Consider the following 16,777-nt stretch of genomic DNA (forward strand, 5'->3'; position numbering starts at 1 on the left):
TTCACCTCATATATCCCTATTTCTTTTATTTCTTGATTTATTCCATGCATAAAATGCCAATGCACCGACGGTTATTATAAAAGGCATTGATTGTGTTACTTCATATGGTATATTTAAGAATTGTAAAGAAAAAGACAGGGCTTCTGAAAACCCGAATAATAACGAACCAAGAGCTACACCATATGCCGATGTACCTCCTAATGCCTGTGCTGCTAAAGCGATAAATCCTCTACCTGATGTCATATCCCTTGCAAACCATGAAACATATCCCATTGAAAGAAAAATTCCTCCTAAACTAGCAAGCATTCCACTAATAATCAATGCTGTATATTGTGTTTTAAATACAGAAATACCAACAGAACGTGCTGCATCAGGTGATTCTCCTACAGATCTAATTCTCAATCCTAAAGGTGTTTTATACAACATGTATTGTATTAAAAATACAAGAATTATTGCCACATAAGTTAAAATGTGATGCCCGCTTAATATATTTCCCAAAATAGGTATATTTTTTATTATTGGTATATCTATATTCGGTAATACCAGAGATTTTAATGAGGCTGAAGATCCTTTATCTCCTGTTAATAAATAAAGTGCATATATTGTTCCACCACTGGCAAATATATTTAAGGCAATAGCAGCCATAATTATATCTGTCTTCAGTTTAAGTGAAAAATATGCTAATATCGAAGACATAACTATTCCTGTTAATAACGCACCTATTACCGCTAACCATAAACTTTGAGTAAAACCACTTATAATAACTCCCACAAAAGCGGAAAAAAGCATTGTCCCTTCAAGTGCAATATTAGGCGTTCCAGCCAATTCTGCAACTAATGCTCCTAATGCTGCTAAAAGTATAGGCGTGGTAACCCTGATTCCTGATGCAACAAAATCCCATGATAAAATAGAACTTAATACACTATTCATTTGTCTCACCACCAACAATAGCTTCTTCTGTATGTTTTGCTTCTTTTTCTATAGCTCTTTGTTTCATTTGTGAAAGGAATGCTTCTGCAGTTACCAATAATATAATAGTGGCCTGTAAAATTGCTACCATTTCCGGTGGAATATTTGTATATCTTCCCATTGTTTTTGCTCCAACCCTGATATATGAAAGAAATAATGCAGCAACTGGAACATAAATTGGATTATTTCTCGCAAGAGTCGCAATAATAATACCATCCCATCCATATCCAGGCGAGTATAACCATACAAACCTTCCATAATATCCTAATAGTTCAATAATTCCTGCTGTACCGGCTATCGCACCACTGAGTAAATGTACCTGAAAAAATGTTTTTTGTGTATTAATTCCAGAATAATAAGCAAAATGTTTATTATTACCAATTAATCTAACCTTATAGCCCCATGTTGTTTTTTTCATAACAAACCATAAGGCAAAACTCAAAGCAAGTGCTATCAATATACCGCTATGCCATCTATATCTATCATTTAATAAAAATAATGTAGCAGAATCTGAAAATTTTAAAGATACTAATTGCCCGGCATTAGGATCCCTTAAAAAGGTCTTAATGATAAATAATCCCATATATAATGCGACATAATTAAGCATTAATGAAGTAACAACTTCTGATGCATTCCATTTTGATTTTAAATAACCCGGAATTGCTGACCATGCAGCACCAACCATGGAAGCTATTAAAATTACAATAATTGGAGTTATTATTGGTATTGATGGAAAATAAATAGCTGCTCCAGTTGCAATAGCTGCACCTAAAAATAATTGCCCTTCAGCACCTATATTAAAATGTCTGGCTGTAAAAATTAAAGATACAGCAAGACCTGTAATCATAATAGGAACACTTTCATTTATCCATTGAATAAATCCTCTTAAATTAAAAACCCAATGTCCTCTTCGATGCTTTAAAACTGGAGAAATTAAAAATGTCCTAAAAGCATCGTTTGCATCTTTTATAGCTGATTTTAGTTTATCAAAAAATGCCATATCTCCTTTTGGAAATGCGGATAATAAAATAAGAATATATCCTAGTGCTAAAGCAATTGCAATTGCAATAGCTGTTCTATATACCTCATATCTTTTTGTCGACTTCATATCAAATCACCCATTTCTTCTTTAGACATTTTCTTTATTCCAAGCATATATTCACCTAAAATTTGCTCATCTATTTCTTTGATATTTTCAAAATGCGCTACAAATTCTCCGTGATAAATAACAAGTATTCTATCAGAAACTTCTAATAATTCTGTTAAATCAGAAGATATCAATAAAACAGCCACATTATTATCTCTTTCTTTTACCAATCTTCTTCTAATAAAATCTGCTGCTGCAATATCAATACCTCTTGTAGGTTGATCCGCTACGATAATTTTTGAATTAGATGTAAATTCCCTGGCGACAACAACTTTTTGAATATTTCCACCAGATAACATTTTTACTGCTGTTTTTGGTCCATCTGTCCTAATATCAAATTCCTTTATCATCCTTTTTGCAAATTCAGTAATCTTATTATATTTCAAAACACCTTTTTTAGAAAATGGAGCTCTGTTAAATCGATCGCTAATCAAATTTTCTTCTATTGTATCTTCTTTTGACACACCATGAAGCATCCTATCTGCAGGAATAAAACTCATTCCTATTTTTCTAAATTCATAAGGATTATCTGCTTCTTTCATGTTCTTACCAAAAATAAATATTTCTCCATTTTCTGGTTTATCCATACCTGTGATAATATCAACTAATTCTGTCTGTCCATTTCCTTCAACACCTGCAATTCCAAGAATTTCTCCTTCTCTTAATTTTAAATTTACTCCTTTTAACATTTTCACGCCATCAAAACGTGTATATTCTAAATTTTTTGCCTCTAAAACAATCTTTCCTGGTTTAGCTGGTGTTTTATCGATTTCAATATCAACATCTCTACCAACCATCATTCTTGACATATCTTTTTCGGTAATATTTTTAACTTCTGCTTCACCTATTGTTTTACCTCGTCTTAAAACAGTTATTCTATCTGCTATTTCCTTTACTTCATTTAATTTATGTGTAATAAAAATCACTGTTTTTCCTGCTTTTGTTAGATTTTTTAAAGCTTTAAATAACTCCACTGTTTCCTGTGGAGTTAAAACAGCCGTTGGCTCATCCAATATAATTAAATCCGCTCCTCTAACAAGAGTCTTTATAATCTCAACTCTTTGTTTCATACCTACACTAATATCCTTTACCTTTTCTTTCAAAGGAACAGGTAATCCATATTTATTCATTTCATTCTCAACAAATTCAATAGATTTTTTTAAATCTATTGAAAGTCCCTTTCGTGGTTCCATACCAAGAACCACATTTTCAACAACAGTTAAAGATGGAACCAACATAAAATGTTGATGAACCATACCTATACCTAATTCAATAGCTTTATATGGCGAATTAATATTCACTAACTCACCATTATAATAAATTTCACCTTCTGTCGGCCTTTCAAACCCAAATAATATCTTCATCAAAGTACTTTTGCCTGCACCATTTTCACCAAGAAGGGCATGAATTTCTCCTTTTTTTACCTTTAAATTTACTCCTTTGTTTGCGGTAACACCATTAGGATATACTTTCCATATATTTCTCATCTCAAGAACATATTCACTCATACCTCTCACCTTTCTTAATAATAAATTAATTACAGCAAAAATAAATTTTTGTTTTTTAATAAAACAGGGGCTATTAATAGCCCCTTTTCCAAAAAGATTATATGTCTTTTATATTATTATGGTCTTACAGAATTTCTAATTTTATTTAACTCTTCGTTACTCATTCCATATGCAGTTGGAACTTTAATTTCTCCTCTGATAATACCTAATTCTATATCTTTTAATTTTATCAATACCCATGGATCTGATTTCATAATTTCTCTAAAGTACTTATTATCTGCTAAACCTATACCTTTTTCTTTCAATCCCAATGCTTCTGCTTTACCTAAAGGCATTTTACCTTCTAAATACAATTTTATTGCTCTATACAATGAATAATCTACATTCTTCATCATTGATGTCAAAGTGTGTTTTACTATATCCATATCTTTTTCTTCATATAATAATTGCATATCGGAATCAACACCTATTGCCCATCTATCCATTTCTTTTGCTGCTGCTAAAACACCATTTCCTGTTTCTCCAGCAACTGCAAAAACAACATCTGCTCCCTGCCTATACATGGATAATGTAAATTCTTTTCCTTTTGCAGGGTCATTCCATGCTCCAACATAAGAAATTAATACCTTTATTTCTGGATCAATATATTTTGCACCTTCTATATAACCCACTAAGAAATCATTTATAACAGGTATATCCATACCGCCCAAAAATCCTATAATTTTCTTATCAGGAACAGAATATTTGAATTTTTTTGATTCGGAAACTAATGCTGCCATTGCACCTGCTAAAAATGAACCTTCGTTCTGTTTATATGTAATTGAGTAAACATTTTGAAGATTACCCTTTGAATAATCCACAGCATCATCAAAAATTACATATTTTTGATCTGGATATAATGGAGCTATTCTTTCTAATAGCTCTACCATTTGCCAGGTTCCAACAATTATAATATCATATTCTTCACTATCAGAAATATCTTCCAACGTTGGTTCCCATTCAGATGGATTATAACCCATTTCAATAACTTTTGTTTCTACACCCAATTTTTCTTCTGCCCATTTCATACCCCTGGCAGCAGAATCAAAGAATGATTTATCACCCAGTGTTCCATTAATTAACAACGCTACTTTTACTTTGCCGAATAATGTCAATGATAATACTGCAATTAATAACACTACCAAAATCTTTTTCATATAAACCCCTCCTTTTTCTAATGGTTTAATTTTACTACAATTTTATATTTTTTCCAATTTGCTTAATCGACAAATAAATCCACATATTCCTGTTTATTAACGTTAACAAGACCATTATTTGTTATTTTTAAATGTGGTATAACTGCAAGTTGAACAAATGATAATGTCATAAATGTTGCATCTATTCCTCCTAATTCCCTCATTTTCTTTTCCAGATATTCAAGTTCTTCTACAACTTCTTCCAATTCCTTATCAGCCATTAATCCCGCAATTGGTAATGGAAGTTTTGCTAATATTTTTCCATTATCTACTACAACCATTCCACCATTCATTTTTTCTATTTCTTTTGCAGCTAAATATATGTCTTCATCACTTGTTCCTATTATTCCTATATTGTGAGCATCGTGTCCAACACTTGTTCCTACAGCTCCTCTTTTTATCTTAAAACCATTTATAAATCCCACAGAAAAATTAGTTCCTGTATGCCTTTCAAATATTACTATTTTTAGGATATCCCTTTCTACATCTGGAATGACATAGCCATTTTCTATCTTTGGTTCAACGATTAATTCATCAGTTAATAACGAACCTTCAAAAATTTTAATAACTCGTATTTTTTTACCTTTATCTTTTATTTTCAAATCATTTACTGAAAGTTCTGGTAATACAACCTTACCAAACTTTTTAGGCATATCGTTATATACACCTTCCATCTTATCAACAAACTTTCCATCTTTGACAACCAATTTTGAATCTTTAAATACCATTCTAATGTTCATCTTTTTTAAGTCATCAACAACTATCATATCAGCTTTATATCCTGGAGCTACTGCTCCCATACTTCTTAAATTATAATATCTTGCTGTATTAATCGTCGCCATTCTAACAGCAATAATAGGGTCTATACCTTTTTCTATACTTCTTCTTACTAAATAATCTATATCACCATCCTTCAGAATGTCTAGGGGCTCCCTATCATCCGTACAGAAAGAAAAACTATGGTGGTTCATCATATTAACTGCACCTATTAATTCATCTAAATTTTTTGCGGCCGTTCCTTCTCTAATAAATACCTGCATACCTTTTCCTATTTTTTCCAATGCTTCTTCTTTTGTAGTACACTCATGATCAGATCTAATAAAAGCATCTATATAAGCGTTTAATTCTTTGCCTGTAACACCTGGTGCATGGCCATCTATTTTTTTATACATATGCCTTAATATCTCTATTTTTGTCAATAATTCTGGATCTCTATTAATAACCCAGGAAAATTCATAACCTCACCAAGAGCAATTATTCTATTTGGATAAGAATCAACAAATCCGACCATATCTTCAGGACCTAATCTTGCTCCAGAAGTTTCCATATTTGTTGCTGGAACAGCTGAAGGAATCGCTATATATACATTTAAAGGAATTCCTTCTGTGGATTTTATCATATATTCTAACCCATCAAGCCCCAAAACATTCGAAATTTCATGAGGATCTGCTATTACTGTCGTTGTCCCTCTTAACAATACTGCTTTAGCGAATTGTCTTGGTGACAACATAGAACTTTCTATATGTAAATGAGCATTTATAAATCCAGGTAAAAGATACATACCTTTTAAATCTATTATTTTCTTACCTTCGTTATAATCACCAATTCCTGCAATTCTTTTTCTAAACAAAGCAACATTTGTCTCTTCTATTTCACCGGTAAAAACATTCACGAGTTTTGCGTTTTTTAACAAAACATCTGGTTTTTCATTTCCCAATGCCACAGGAATAATGTCTTTTATTTTCATTCTATCCCCCAATCAAAATTAAAAAAATTTTTCATTTTATTTCATTGAATTTTATAAAAAAATATGTTATACTTTAAATAGATAAACTTTTAACTAATCAGGCGCTCCTGCTTTAAAACGGCAGTATCGTTAGGTGCTAACCGTTCTAAGGTGTTAGTGGGCGCCTTATTTTTTTTTATATTTTAAATAATCATAAATTTTAATTATTTTTCTAAATGGACTGCTTTCAGGATAATTTTTATTTTCTATTGCTTTCAAGCTTCTCTTTTTTTTATTTTTTAAAATTTCTGGATATTTTATCATTAGACTTTTTATATATTCTAATAATTCTTCTAAGTTTATATTATCAGGATTTAAATATGATATTTCCTTTACTATCCTTTTATCATTATCTTTATATTTTTCTTTTAATTTTTCCAAAGTAATATTTTCATAATCTTTTCTTCTAGATTTTTCATCTTTTGTCCAAATATCGCTAACTTCTTTTATTTTTTCTGGTAAAATGCCATTATATTTAGAAATATACTTATATATAGGAACTGAATTACTATGCCTAGACAATAATAAAGGCAAAGTTAAAGTTACAATACTATTAATATCAAAATTTCGGTCATCATATATAATATCTTTATAAATATCTTCCAATGTTATTGAATTATAGCCCTTTTCAGCTAGTTTTGTAACTCCAATACCTATTACATATTCTATATTTTCTGTAGTGTTAATTTCATTAATGTTTACTACTCTAATTTTTTCTTTTGGGTCACTATTTAAAACTAATTCATATAATTGTTCTTTTATCTGTCTTAAAACTCTTATACTAAATTTTCTTTTATTCGATAAAATCGCATTATAAATAGGAATAAAACTATTTGTTTTTATTTTTGTCATTTCTATATTCTCATTTTCAAAATTTATATAAAAAGAACTTATATCATTATTTTCTGATTCCACCCATTCAATAAAAAACAAGTTTTCTTTTAATCTTTTTCTTTTATTTTCATCAACTAAACAATTTGATATTGACTTTAAAATTTTTCTAATGTTTGGGTCATTTACGGAATACCCCATAAATATTACTGGATATTCTATAAAAATAGTTAATAATTTTGCTGCCAAATATGCATTTTTTTCATTAAATTTTTCATAATCTCTTGCAGTTATTATTATGCTCTCAGGATTTTTACAACTTCCGTGAATTTTATAAATTTCACCAATCTCCTGAATATGAGAAAACAGCAAGTCTTCTTGTCCAATATAAACTTTAAAATCTGAAAATATATTTTCCAATAATAAATCATAATTGGTTGTAATTATTCCACTGATATTTTTTTCAGAAGATGCTTTTAATAAATTTAATTCAACTTTTAAATCTTCCGTTAAATTCTTACTTTCATATTCTAATGACTTAAAATATTCTGCTACCTGTATTTTAAAAGGCGAAATCCCTTTTTTTAATAAGTTTTTATTTTCTTGAAAAGCTTTGTCAACTTTTATTTTTGCAAAATTTTTTCTAAAATCTTTTTCTATATTTTCAGCAATGAGGGGATAGATGTTTTCTTCTTTTATATCTTCATTAGCTGCTTTTACTTTATTATAATAAATTGTAAAAGCCATTTCATCTCTAAGAATTTTTTTAGAAAATATTTCCAACAATTCTTTAAAACTTGGTGCTCCTAAATATCTTCTTGTTATCCCTGAACCAATAAATAAAAATGGAGCTGCCGGAATTTTCTTTAATTTATTTTCTAAATAATTTTTTATATCCTCGTTATTCATAATTCACCTCGTAATTATACTTACTCTTTAAAATCTGTCTTTTAAAACTCCATTCATTAATGGTCTTCTTATCATTATAAAAATAAGTCCAAGAAAAATAATATTTAATATTGAAGATGCTGAAAATAAGTCCCATCTTGGGTAAGATGTTCCTGGTTCTCCTATAAGAGAATATAATTTCACCGAAAGTGGATATAATGAATCTTTATTTAAAAGCATCAAGGAAGGAATAAATCCATTCCATCCTTTCATAAATCCTATTAGCATAGAAACTAATAACGCTGGTATAGATAATGGAAAAAGAATATAAAAATACGATTTAAATTTTGTCGTATCTAACAAAGCTGTTTCTTCTATTTCTTTTGGTATCTTATCTAAATAACCTTTTATTAAAAACGTTGCCATAGGCAATGTGTGTGTAGCATATACAAGGGAAACTCCAAATAGTGAATTTAGCAAATGAAGTTTTCTAAATACTATAAACAACGCAATAATGGAATGTACCCCTCCTAAAAAATCTATAAATATCAATAAAGGCAATACCCAACCAAGATTATTTTTAGAAACAAATAAAGCAAGTGGATAGGATATTAGAGGAACAATAATAGCTGTTAAAAAAGATATTATAATTGTATTCTTTAAATTTTTATCTATATGTATTTCTGAAAATATTCTGCTATAATTTTCTAACGTGAAATGCTCAGGCAAAAACATTGTAGCTATATTATTTGTTCCAGATAAAGAGATATTGATTATATTATATAGCGGAAGAAAAATCACCAATATTAAAATAGATAACAATATATATTTTATTCCAATTTTTAACACCTTAAACTCTTTTCCAAAAAAATCTTTCTGGGGAATCACAGGTGTTTTTTCCTTAAATATTAACCAAATTAATGATATTATAGGAATAAAATCAAAACCATTCCAGAATCCTTTTATGTTTATATTTAAAATCATCATTGAAAAATCAGCGAAAACAACTAGACCAAATAATTCCCTTTTTTTCAATAAAATAAAATAAAGAAATGTTGATAAAAGTAGTACAATACCAGAATTAAATACATAAGATAATATTTTTATAGCTATGACAAATATTATGAATTTTTTTAAAGATATTGTCCTTCGCGTTAGGAAAATAAAGGCTATTAACATGACGAATATAGCAGATATTACACTATATGCAGAAATAATCCCAAAATCATATTGTGTATTAGAAATAAAATAATTAAAAACTCCCATTGTTGTCGTAATTCCAACAATACTATGCGAAGTAAACCCATCAAAAATCGGTGGTCCTCCTGCAGTCAAAAGGAAAGGAACGGTAAAATCCTTAAAATGATTAGCAAATGTAATTAAAAACCATGTTATAATAGTAGGTTTTATATATGGGATTGTGATATTTATAAGCGTGTTGAGAGAATTTGCCCCATCTATCTTTGCAGCAAAATATAATTCTGTTGGAACTTCCTGATATGCTGATATTAATACCATCACAACTATAGGTAATTCAAGCCATATACTAACAAAAACACCCCAACCAAACCCTGCAAAAATATCTGTAAATATGCTTGTATTTAAATGAAAAAATGTTTTTATTATTGAATCTGTTCCATAACCATATATTAAGGACCTCCAGATTAATACACCCATATATGATGGAATTATCCACGGAAGCATTATAATAAAAAATAATAGTTTTTTGTTTTTGGTTTTATACTCAATTAAATACGCTATTATAATCCCAAGAATTATTACTATTGATGAAATTAATGATGCCCATATAAAACTAATTTTTACAGCAATTCCCATTCCGCTATCTTCTAATACTTTTATATAATTTCGTATCCCCACGAAAAACATATTTTCTCCAAATGGAGAATTATAAAACGATGTTTTTAACATTGAAAGCATCGGAATTACTAAAACAAACACCAATAATATTAAAGCAGGTACCACTAACAAATACTTTTTATTTAGCATCCATAAACTCCTGTGCCTTTTCTACTATCTCACCATCAAATTCATCTTTTCTATTTAAAATTAATGTCATCATTGTTCTTATTCCCTGCCAATATTTTGATTTAAAATATGCAGATGTTGGCATAACCTTACCTATTCTTGCAGATTCATAAGCAACTTTAAAATATTCATCACTATCTTTTAATTGTTCAAATGCTTTTTTATTTACCGGAAATTTATATAAATCTTTACAGAAATCTATTTGATTATCTTTTTGAAGTATAAATTTAATAAATTTCTCAACATCTTTTGTTTTCTTTCCCTTTAAAATACTAAATCCTTTATAATCAAGTATAGGTGTCATATAATTACCTGCTTCTTTTATATATGGTAATGGCATAATTTTAAAATCTATTCCAGATTTTATGAAATCAGGAATCATAAATGTGCCAAAAAACATAGAAGCAATTTTTCCACTTTTAAAACCAGAAATTAACCCCTGCCTTTCTACTAAATGTGCGCTCCCACCGTTGATTGTCTTAAATATAAAATCTATTGCATTATATGTCTCATCATCATTTATTATTATTCTTCCGTTTTCTATTAACTCTTTTTTACCAAAAGCCCATTGGAATGGCGGGAACCAATATGGAGAATTTGCACCCCATGCAAGCCCCATAACTCTTCCTTTTGTATATTCTTCAACAGCATATGCATTAAATAATAAATCTTCAAATGTCTGTCCATATTCTAAAGAAAATCCAGAATTATAAAATATCTTATCGTGATAATACAAAACCTGTGTATCAAAATAAAACGGTACTCCAAAATAATGAACTTCTTTCTTAAATTTATTTGAATGACCATCGATTATATTTTTTTCAACTTTAAATGCATCAAAAGATTTATCAATTAAGGTATTAGCAATTTCATTTTTAAAATTATCCACATTCTCAATTAGATTTGCATCGGCAAGCATGCCTATTTCATCATTTTTAATTAATATAATATCAGGTAATTCTCCACCGCCACGATAAATATTAAAAATCTTATTAACGATCTTTTTTTGCTGAATCACCTGAACAGTAATATCTGGATTTTCTTTTTCAAATGTTTGGATAATTTTTTTCATTTGGTCTATGCCCTCATAATCAAACCAGATAACCAATTTCTCAGAAAAACCTATTAAAGAAATTAATATTAAAAGAAATATAAAAACTTTTTTCAACAAAACAACCCCTTTTAAAATTTTTTGTGATATAATCTTAACATATATTATACATCATATGGAGTGATTAAAAAAATGAAAATATTGGGAGTTATTTTAGCTGCGGGGCTATCTAGTAGATTTAAAGGTAATAAAATGCTTTTTAGTTATAATGGAAAACCTCTTTTACAATGGACAATTGATTTAGTAAATATCTTTGAACTAGATAAAATATTGATCGTAAACACTAAATGGGATAATTACAAAAATAATTTCAACCTATATAACTTTAAAATAATTGAAAATAAAAACTATAAAAAAGGGATTTCTTCTTCTGTTAAGTTAGCTATAAAATACGCTTTAACAAAACGTTATGATAGTGTGTTAATATTCCTTGGAGATATGCCTTTAATCCCAGAAGAGGTCATAAACACTGTAATAAATTTTGAAACAGAAAAATTAATTGTAGCACCATATTATAATGGGAAAAAAGGATTTCCTACACTTATAAAAAAAGAGCTCTTTAATGATATTTTAAAATTGGAAGGTGACGCTGGTATAAAACAAATTATTAAAAAACATCCTGAATATGTAGAGAAAATTGAGGTTGATGTTCCAGAAATTACTGTTGATTTTGACGTTAATCCGGAAAAACAAATTACTTAACTAAAATGAGGAAAAGAGGTGTAAGCATGAACGATGAAAAAATAAAAAATCAATTAGTAGAATTTCAAAAGAATGAAATTACAGAATACCATGTTTATAAAAAATTGGCAAAAAGGATTAAAGGAACAAATGGAAAAATATTAGAGGAGATTTCAAAAGATGAGTTCAAGCATTATAATATTATGAAAAAATATACAAAAGAAGATGTACAACCAAATAGTTTTTTTGTATTCTGGTATGTATTATTGTCTTATATCTTTGGTTTAACATTCGCATTAAATGCTATGGAAAAAGGAGAAGAAAGTGCTCAAATAAGTTATGAAGAGGTTAAAGAAGTAATACCTGAATTTAATGAAATTATTGCAGATGAAAACGAACATGAAAAAAAATTATTAGGTTTAATTGATGAAGAAAAAATAAATTATATCAGTTCCATGGTATTGGGATTAAATGATGCACTTGTTGAATTAACAGGCACATTAGCCGGTTTAACCTTTGCATTTCAAAATTCTCGACTCGTTGCATTATCAGGATTAATTACCGGTATTGCTGCTTCGTTTTCAATGGCTGCCTCTGAGTATCTATCGCAACGCGCTGAAAAAAATTCAACGAATCCATTAAAGGCTTCTATTTACACAGGAATTGCATATATTATAACCGTTATTTTACTGGTATTCCCATATTTCATTTTCCATAATCCACTTATTTCATTATCTTTCACAATATTTAATGCAATAATTGTAATTGTTTTCTTTTCATACTTTGTTTCTGTTGTCCAGGAAAAAACATTTAAACACTATTTCTTCGAAATGCTCACTATTAGTTTTGGCGTTATGATTATATCCTTTATCATAGGTCTCATTGCCAGACAATTTTTCCATATTGACATATAACATTTCGCTTCGCGAGGAAAATATCCGCTATGTGGAATGTTTAGTTTGTCTATAATCTATGAAGAGTTCTTGCTTCGCAAGAACTCTTCTGTTTTTATTTTTTATTTAATTATAATATTCTTCAATCTTTCGCTCTGCAAAGATCCTAAACACCCGCGAAGCGGAGGTTTATGTCAACCCACTAATTCTATTAATCCAACACTTCCGTCTTTTCTCTTATAAACTACATTAACCTCTTCAGAATCGGAATTTCTAAATACAAAGAACTCATGCCCTAAAAGTTCTAACTGCAATATTGCTTCTTCTAAAGAATACATATTCAAATCATATCGTTTTCTTTTGGCTATTTTGTTTAAAACATCGTCTTCTTCAATAACTTCAGTATTAATTTCCTTTAATGGATTCGGCGAAACATGATTTTGTAATTTTTCTTTAAATTTCTTTAATTTTCTTTCATAGGCATCAGAAACTTTATCTATAACCTCATAAAGATCCGTACCTCTTTCTTCTACTTTTAAAATAGTACCTTTTACCTTCAAATGCGATGTAGCCTCAACCTTAAAAGTTTCTCTTTCTTTTGTGATTCTAATGTCCGTGCTCATTAATAAATCATCATGCTTTTTAAAAACTCTATCAATTTTTTCCATCCTTTTAGCAAGATAATCTTCTAATGCTGCTGTTAGTTCAATGTTTTTTGTGTATAAATTGTAATCCATAAGAACACCTCCTTTGGTTGATCCCTATTATAATAATATCACTTTTTTTTAAAAAAGTCAATTTTTCTTAATACTATGATAATATCTCTTCGCTCCGCGAAGGGATATTAATGTAAACTGGAAAATTTTTATTTCCATTTTATATTTTCTATAAAATACAAATAAATTAAATATTTAATTATTATTAATTAAAAAATATTATTATTGTATTAATAATATTTAATTACTTATATTTTTATAAATTTTATTATTTACTTATTTTTAATAGTTTCTTTTTTTTTTTTTTTACTTATTAAAGGTATAATAATATCGTATTCATCCGGATGATACAAAAAAATCAAGGGAGGGTTTTTCGTGGATGCTTTATATTTAACTTCAGGTGTTAGCGGTTCTTCATCTTCCACTACTTATAATAAAATTTATGGAAATGGAAACAATCAAACAACTGTTGATGCAGGTCAAAATTATTCAGAACAACTAAATAGCGCCATTGGTATTTATGGTGCATCAACCATGTCCGGGACTGGTGGCGGAGCTGCTATTTCTGCAGAACTGATTGATTTTACAAAATAATGAAACATATTTTTGAATCCAAATTTAAAAATGCTTTTTCATTCATAACAATAGATAACGAAATATTTGATATAAATAACCTTAAAAATATTAAGAAACCATTTAGGATTAAATTTCTGGATAAGGAATTTTTGATTCCTTATCCAGGTTTTGATTTATATTTTTTTGAAAATAAATTTTGGAATAATCCATCGAAAAAAATTTTTTATACTCATAATTTTGAAGTATATAATATAAAGTATAATTTCCTATTTTTAAATTCTTTAGGGAATATAAAAAATAAAAGAATCTATTATTTAAATAAAAATTTTTATTTGAAATTCATATTTAAGTTAAATGATTTATCTATATTCTATTCTATTTTTGTTTTAATTTTTTTGAAAGGTAATAAAGATACTTTCCATTATTTTTTTGTAGAAAAAACGCCTGAAACGTATTCTATATTTAAAAAGTTCGGATTATTCCCATCATTTATTACTTTAAATGTTCATAATATTAATAAAATAAACATAATATTATATCTCAATGGTTTTGAAGTTTATAATGAAAATTTTACTTTATTTCCATTAGTATATTATAAACATTTAAAACAATATTCTCCAACACATTATATTGCAAATTACTACTTTTAAGGTGATTAAAATGAAAGATCTTTTTGATTTTCTTATGCTAATTATTTATCTATTTACTTTTATATTTTTTAAAAATTTATTTTTAACATTTGAACCATCCACATATAGATATATGTTTTCCTGTATATATCTAACTTTTGTATTTGCACTTTTTCTTTCTACTTTTCTTTTTAAAAGAATATATGTAATAGAAAAATTGAAAAAAAGCTTTAAAATTAAAAAATATTTTATTCCTTTCTATATTTTAATTCTCATAATTATTATATTTTTCCATTTAAAATATTATTCCCAAAAAGAAGAAATATTTTTTAATCTTTTAGTAGCTAGCTTTAGTGAAGAATTTATTTTTAAAGGATATTTTTATAATGCATTCAAAGAAAATAAATATAATACATTATTAATATATATAGTTATTTCAATCATATTTACTTTAAGTCATTATTCAATAGAAACTCTTCAAACCCCATACTTATTAAAAAGTTTTACTTTTAGATTTTTTTATCAAATATGTTCTCTTATTATATATAATATTTCAAAAGATATATATTTACTATCCGGAATCCACTCAATAATTAATTTTTTTGTATTCAAGGAGGGCTTTTAATGAGGAAAAAGAATTTGATTTTACTAACATTTATAATTATATTATTAATTCCTACTGTGTATATAATAAAAAAATCTTCCGTTAAAAATTTTTATAAATTCAAAAATTTTGTTAATTCTTCTTATATGTTTAAAGATAAAAATGGAAATATTTATGTTGGATTTCAAAATAACAAACTATTCTCATTTTCTAAAAATCTTAAAAAAAATTGGGAAAAAACTTTTAATTCCAACATTTTAAGTTTTTTTGCTTTAGAGGATAAACTTGTTCTTACTACTAATGATTCTAATTTATATATTCTAGATTTTAATGGGAATATATTAAAAAAGAAAAATTTTAATTATCCAGTTTTAATTTTAAAAGGGAAAATAAGTAACAATAAATTTCTTATAATATATAAAGAAGGAAGATTTTTCAGGACAGGTGAACTAAATATCAATGAAACTAATAATATGTATGTAAATGAAATTTCTTTATATATGGAAAATACAGTTAATGGTTATGAACATTTAAAAATATATCCTATAAATAAAAATAATTTTTTCTATTTCAAAAAAGAAGATAAAAAAATTTCACAAGTTTTTGTTACTTATGACGAAGACAATATGCCATATATAAAAAAAATTGTCCCTATAAAAACTTTTTATATAAAGGATAAGAAATATGAAAAATATGGATTTCCGATATATAATAATCAAAAAATTTTTTTCAGTATTAATGAATACTATTATATGCTTGATACAAAAAATAGTTCAGAAAATATTATTGACCTAAAAAATTTTTATACATTTAAAGATTATATTCCAAAAGTTAATTCAAATATTGTTGCAATAAACAATAAAACTTATTTTACATCAAATTTTGGAGATTTGTTTGAAATCTCTAATAATCCACTCGACATAAAAAAATATAAAATAAAAGCCTTTGGAGATCATAGTGCAATAAAAACTTTTAATAATAAGTTATATATATTATCTGATGACAATTTCATAATTTTTGATACAATATCAAAAAAAATTAAATTTAAAAAATTTGGAGAAAAATATAATAATTTTGTTATTATTGATGAAAGCAATGTTATACTATTAAATAACAGCAAAATTTCAAAACTTCTTTTATTCTAAATTTAAAAAATT

14 protein-coding genes and 1 pseudogene are annotated in these 16,777 nt (G+C 27.3%); 6 read left to right on the top strand and 9 right to left on the bottom strand.

Annotation, left to right across the window (positions count from 1 at the left end):
• Window positions 1-6: 6 nt before the first annotated feature.
• The 8 genes and pseudogenes from DJ007_RS03165 to DJ007_RS03200 all read right to left on the bottom strand — a co-directional run bounded on the left by DJ007_RS03165 (window position 7) and on the right by DJ007_RS03200 (window position 11,578).
• Window positions 7-930 carry an ABC transporter permease gene (locus tag DJ007_RS03165; protein WP_129408301.1) on the bottom strand — a complete coding sequence of 308 codons (924 nt, stop codon included), beginning with the start codon at window positions 928-930 and terminating at the stop codon, window positions 7-9.
• Window positions 923-2,077 (bottom strand): ABC transporter permease, encoded by a 1,155-nt coding sequence (locus DJ007_RS03170; RefSeq protein WP_129408302.1) that lies wholly within the window; start codon window positions 2,075-2,077, stop codon window positions 923-925. Before DJ007_RS03170 ends, DJ007_RS03165 begins: the two co-directional genes overlap by 8 nt.
• Entirely contained in the window at window positions 2,074-3,624 is a 1,551-nt protein-coding gene (locus DJ007_RS03175) for an ABC transporter ATP-binding protein (protein WP_129408303.1), read from the bottom strand. Before DJ007_RS03175 ends, DJ007_RS03170 begins: the two co-directional genes overlap by 4 nt.
• A gap of 116 nt (window positions 3,625-3,740) precedes the next feature.
• Window positions 3,741-4,820: a BMP family ABC transporter substrate-binding protein gene (locus DJ007_RS03180; RefSeq protein ID WP_129408304.1), complete on the bottom strand. Its 1,080-nt coding sequence runs from the start codon at window positions 4,818-4,820 to the stop codon at window positions 3,741-3,743.
• A 62-nt stretch (window positions 4,821-4,882) separates the two neighbouring features.
• A pseudogene (ade, locus tag DJ007_RS03185) lies at window positions 4,883-6,606 on the bottom strand (adenine deaminase).
• A gap of 165 nt (window positions 6,607-6,771) precedes the next feature.
• On the bottom strand, window positions 6,772-8,385 hold the full coding sequence (locus tag DJ007_RS03190) for an SIR2 family protein (protein WP_129408305.1): 1,614 nt from the start codon (window positions 8,383-8,385) through the stop codon (window positions 6,772-6,774).
• 27 nt (window positions 8,386-8,412) lie between these two features.
• Window positions 8,413-10,371: an ABC transporter permease gene (locus tag DJ007_RS03195; RefSeq protein WP_129408306.1), complete on the bottom strand. Its 1,959-nt coding sequence runs from the start codon at window positions 10,369-10,371 to the stop codon at window positions 8,413-8,415.
• Entirely contained in the window at window positions 10,361-11,578 is a 1,218-nt protein-coding gene (locus DJ007_RS03200) for a sugar ABC transporter substrate-binding protein (protein ID WP_129408307.1), read from the bottom strand. The genes DJ007_RS03195 and DJ007_RS03200 overlap by 11 nt, the downstream gene beginning before the upstream one ends.
• 75 nt (window positions 11,579-11,653) lie before the next feature.
• Here DJ007_RS03200 and DJ007_RS03205 point away from each other — a divergent pair, with 75 nt between their 5' ends.
• Both DJ007_RS03205 and DJ007_RS03210 read left to right on the top strand, forming a co-directional pair.
• Window positions 11,654-12,223 carry a nucleotidyltransferase family protein gene (locus DJ007_RS03205; protein ID WP_129408308.1) on the top strand — a complete coding sequence of 190 codons (570 nt, stop codon included), beginning with the start codon at window positions 11,654-11,656 and terminating at the stop codon, window positions 12,221-12,223.
• A 26-nt stretch (window positions 12,224-12,249) separates the two neighbouring features.
• Window positions 12,250-13,116 (top strand): VIT1/CCC1 transporter family protein, encoded by an 867-nt coding sequence (locus DJ007_RS03210; RefSeq protein ID WP_129408309.1) that lies wholly within the window; start codon window positions 12,250-12,252, stop codon window positions 13,114-13,116.
• Between the two features lie 173 nt (window positions 13,117-13,289).
• On the opposite strand, the gene hpf is transcribed toward DJ007_RS03210, so the two are convergent.
• Window positions 13,290-13,832: a ribosome hibernation-promoting factor, HPF/YfiA family gene (gene hpf / locus DJ007_RS03215; protein ID WP_129408310.1), complete on the bottom strand. Its 543-nt coding sequence runs from the start codon at window positions 13,830-13,832 to the stop codon at window positions 13,290-13,292.
• 354 nt (window positions 13,833-14,186) lie between these two features.
• Here hpf and DJ007_RS03220 point away from each other — a divergent pair, with 354 nt between their 5' ends.
• The 4 genes from DJ007_RS03220 to DJ007_RS03235 all read left to right on the top strand — a co-directional run bounded on the left by DJ007_RS03220 (window position 14,187) and on the right by DJ007_RS03235 (window position 16,765).
• Window positions 14,187-14,405, top strand: coding sequence for a hypothetical protein (locus tag DJ007_RS03220; RefSeq protein WP_129408311.1), 219 nt, complete (start codon window positions 14,187-14,189; stop codon window positions 14,403-14,405).
• Window positions 14,405-15,037 carry a hypothetical protein gene (locus DJ007_RS03225; RefSeq protein ID WP_129408312.1) on the top strand — a complete coding sequence of 211 codons (633 nt, stop codon included), beginning with the start codon at window positions 14,405-14,407 and terminating at the stop codon, window positions 15,035-15,037. Before DJ007_RS03220 ends, DJ007_RS03225 begins: the two co-directional genes overlap by 1 nt.
• A 112-nt stretch (window positions 15,038-15,149) precedes the next feature.
• Window positions 15,150-15,641, top strand: coding sequence for a CPBP family intramembrane glutamic endopeptidase (locus DJ007_RS19870; protein ID WP_368359436.1), 492 nt, complete (start codon window positions 15,150-15,152; stop codon window positions 15,639-15,641).
• A complete protein-coding gene (locus tag DJ007_RS03235; protein ID WP_129408314.1) occupies window positions 15,641-16,765 on the top strand; it encodes a hypothetical protein in 1,125 nt (374 codons plus the stop codon). Before DJ007_RS19870 ends, DJ007_RS03235 begins: the two co-directional genes overlap by 1 nt.
• Window positions 16,766-16,777: the final 12 nt, after the last annotated feature.

Origin of the sequence: Marinitoga lauensis (assembly GCF_004135675.1) — a bacterium.
GTDB classification, from domain to species: Bacteria; Thermotogota; Thermotogae; order Petrotogales; family Petrotogaceae; genus Marinitoga; species Marinitoga lauensis.

Bases quoted from the DNA above. Each gene is read 5' to 3' on its own strand.
- DJ007_RS03165 (WP_129408301.1), bottom strand. From the start codon at position 930: ATGAATAGTGTATTAAGTTCTATTTTATCATGGGATTTTGTTGCATCA.
- DJ007_RS03170 (WP_129408302.1), bottom strand. From the start codon at position 2,077: ATGAAGTCGACAAAAAGATATGAGGTATATAGAACAGCTATTGCAATT.
- DJ007_RS03175 (WP_129408303.1), bottom strand. From the start codon at position 3,624: ATGAGTGAATATGTTCTTGAGATGAGAAATATATGGAAAGTATATCCT.
- DJ007_RS03180 (WP_129408304.1), bottom strand. From the start codon at position 4,820: ATGAAAAAGATTTTGGTAGTGTTATTAATTGCAGTATTATCATTGACA.
- DJ007_RS03190 (WP_129408305.1), bottom strand. From the start codon at position 8,385: ATGAATAACGAGGATATAAAAAATTATTTAGAAAATAAATTAAAGAAA.
- DJ007_RS03195 (WP_129408306.1), bottom strand. From the start codon at position 10,371: ATGCTAAATAAAAAGTATTTGTTAGTGGTACCTGCTTTAATATTATTG.
- DJ007_RS03205 (WP_129408308.1), top strand. From the start codon at position 11,654: ATGAAAATATTGGGAGTTATTTTAGCTGCGGGGCTATCTAGTAGATTT.
- DJ007_RS03210 (WP_129408309.1), top strand. From the start codon at position 12,250: ATGAACGATGAAAAAATAAAAAATCAATTAGTAGAATTTCAAAAGAAT.
- hpf (WP_129408310.1), bottom strand. From the start codon at position 13,832: ATGGATTACAATTTATACACAAAAAACATTGAACTAACAGCAGCATTA.
- DJ007_RS03225 (WP_129408312.1), top strand. From the start codon at position 14,405: ATGAAACATATTTTTGAATCCAAATTTAAAAATGCTTTTTCATTCATA.
- DJ007_RS19870 (WP_368359436.1), top strand. From the start codon at position 15,150: ATGTTTTCCTGTATATATCTAACTTTTGTATTTGCACTTTTTCTTTCT.
- DJ007_RS03235 (WP_129408314.1), top strand. From the start codon at position 15,641: ATGAGGAAAAAGAATTTGATTTTACTAACATTTATAATTATATTATTA.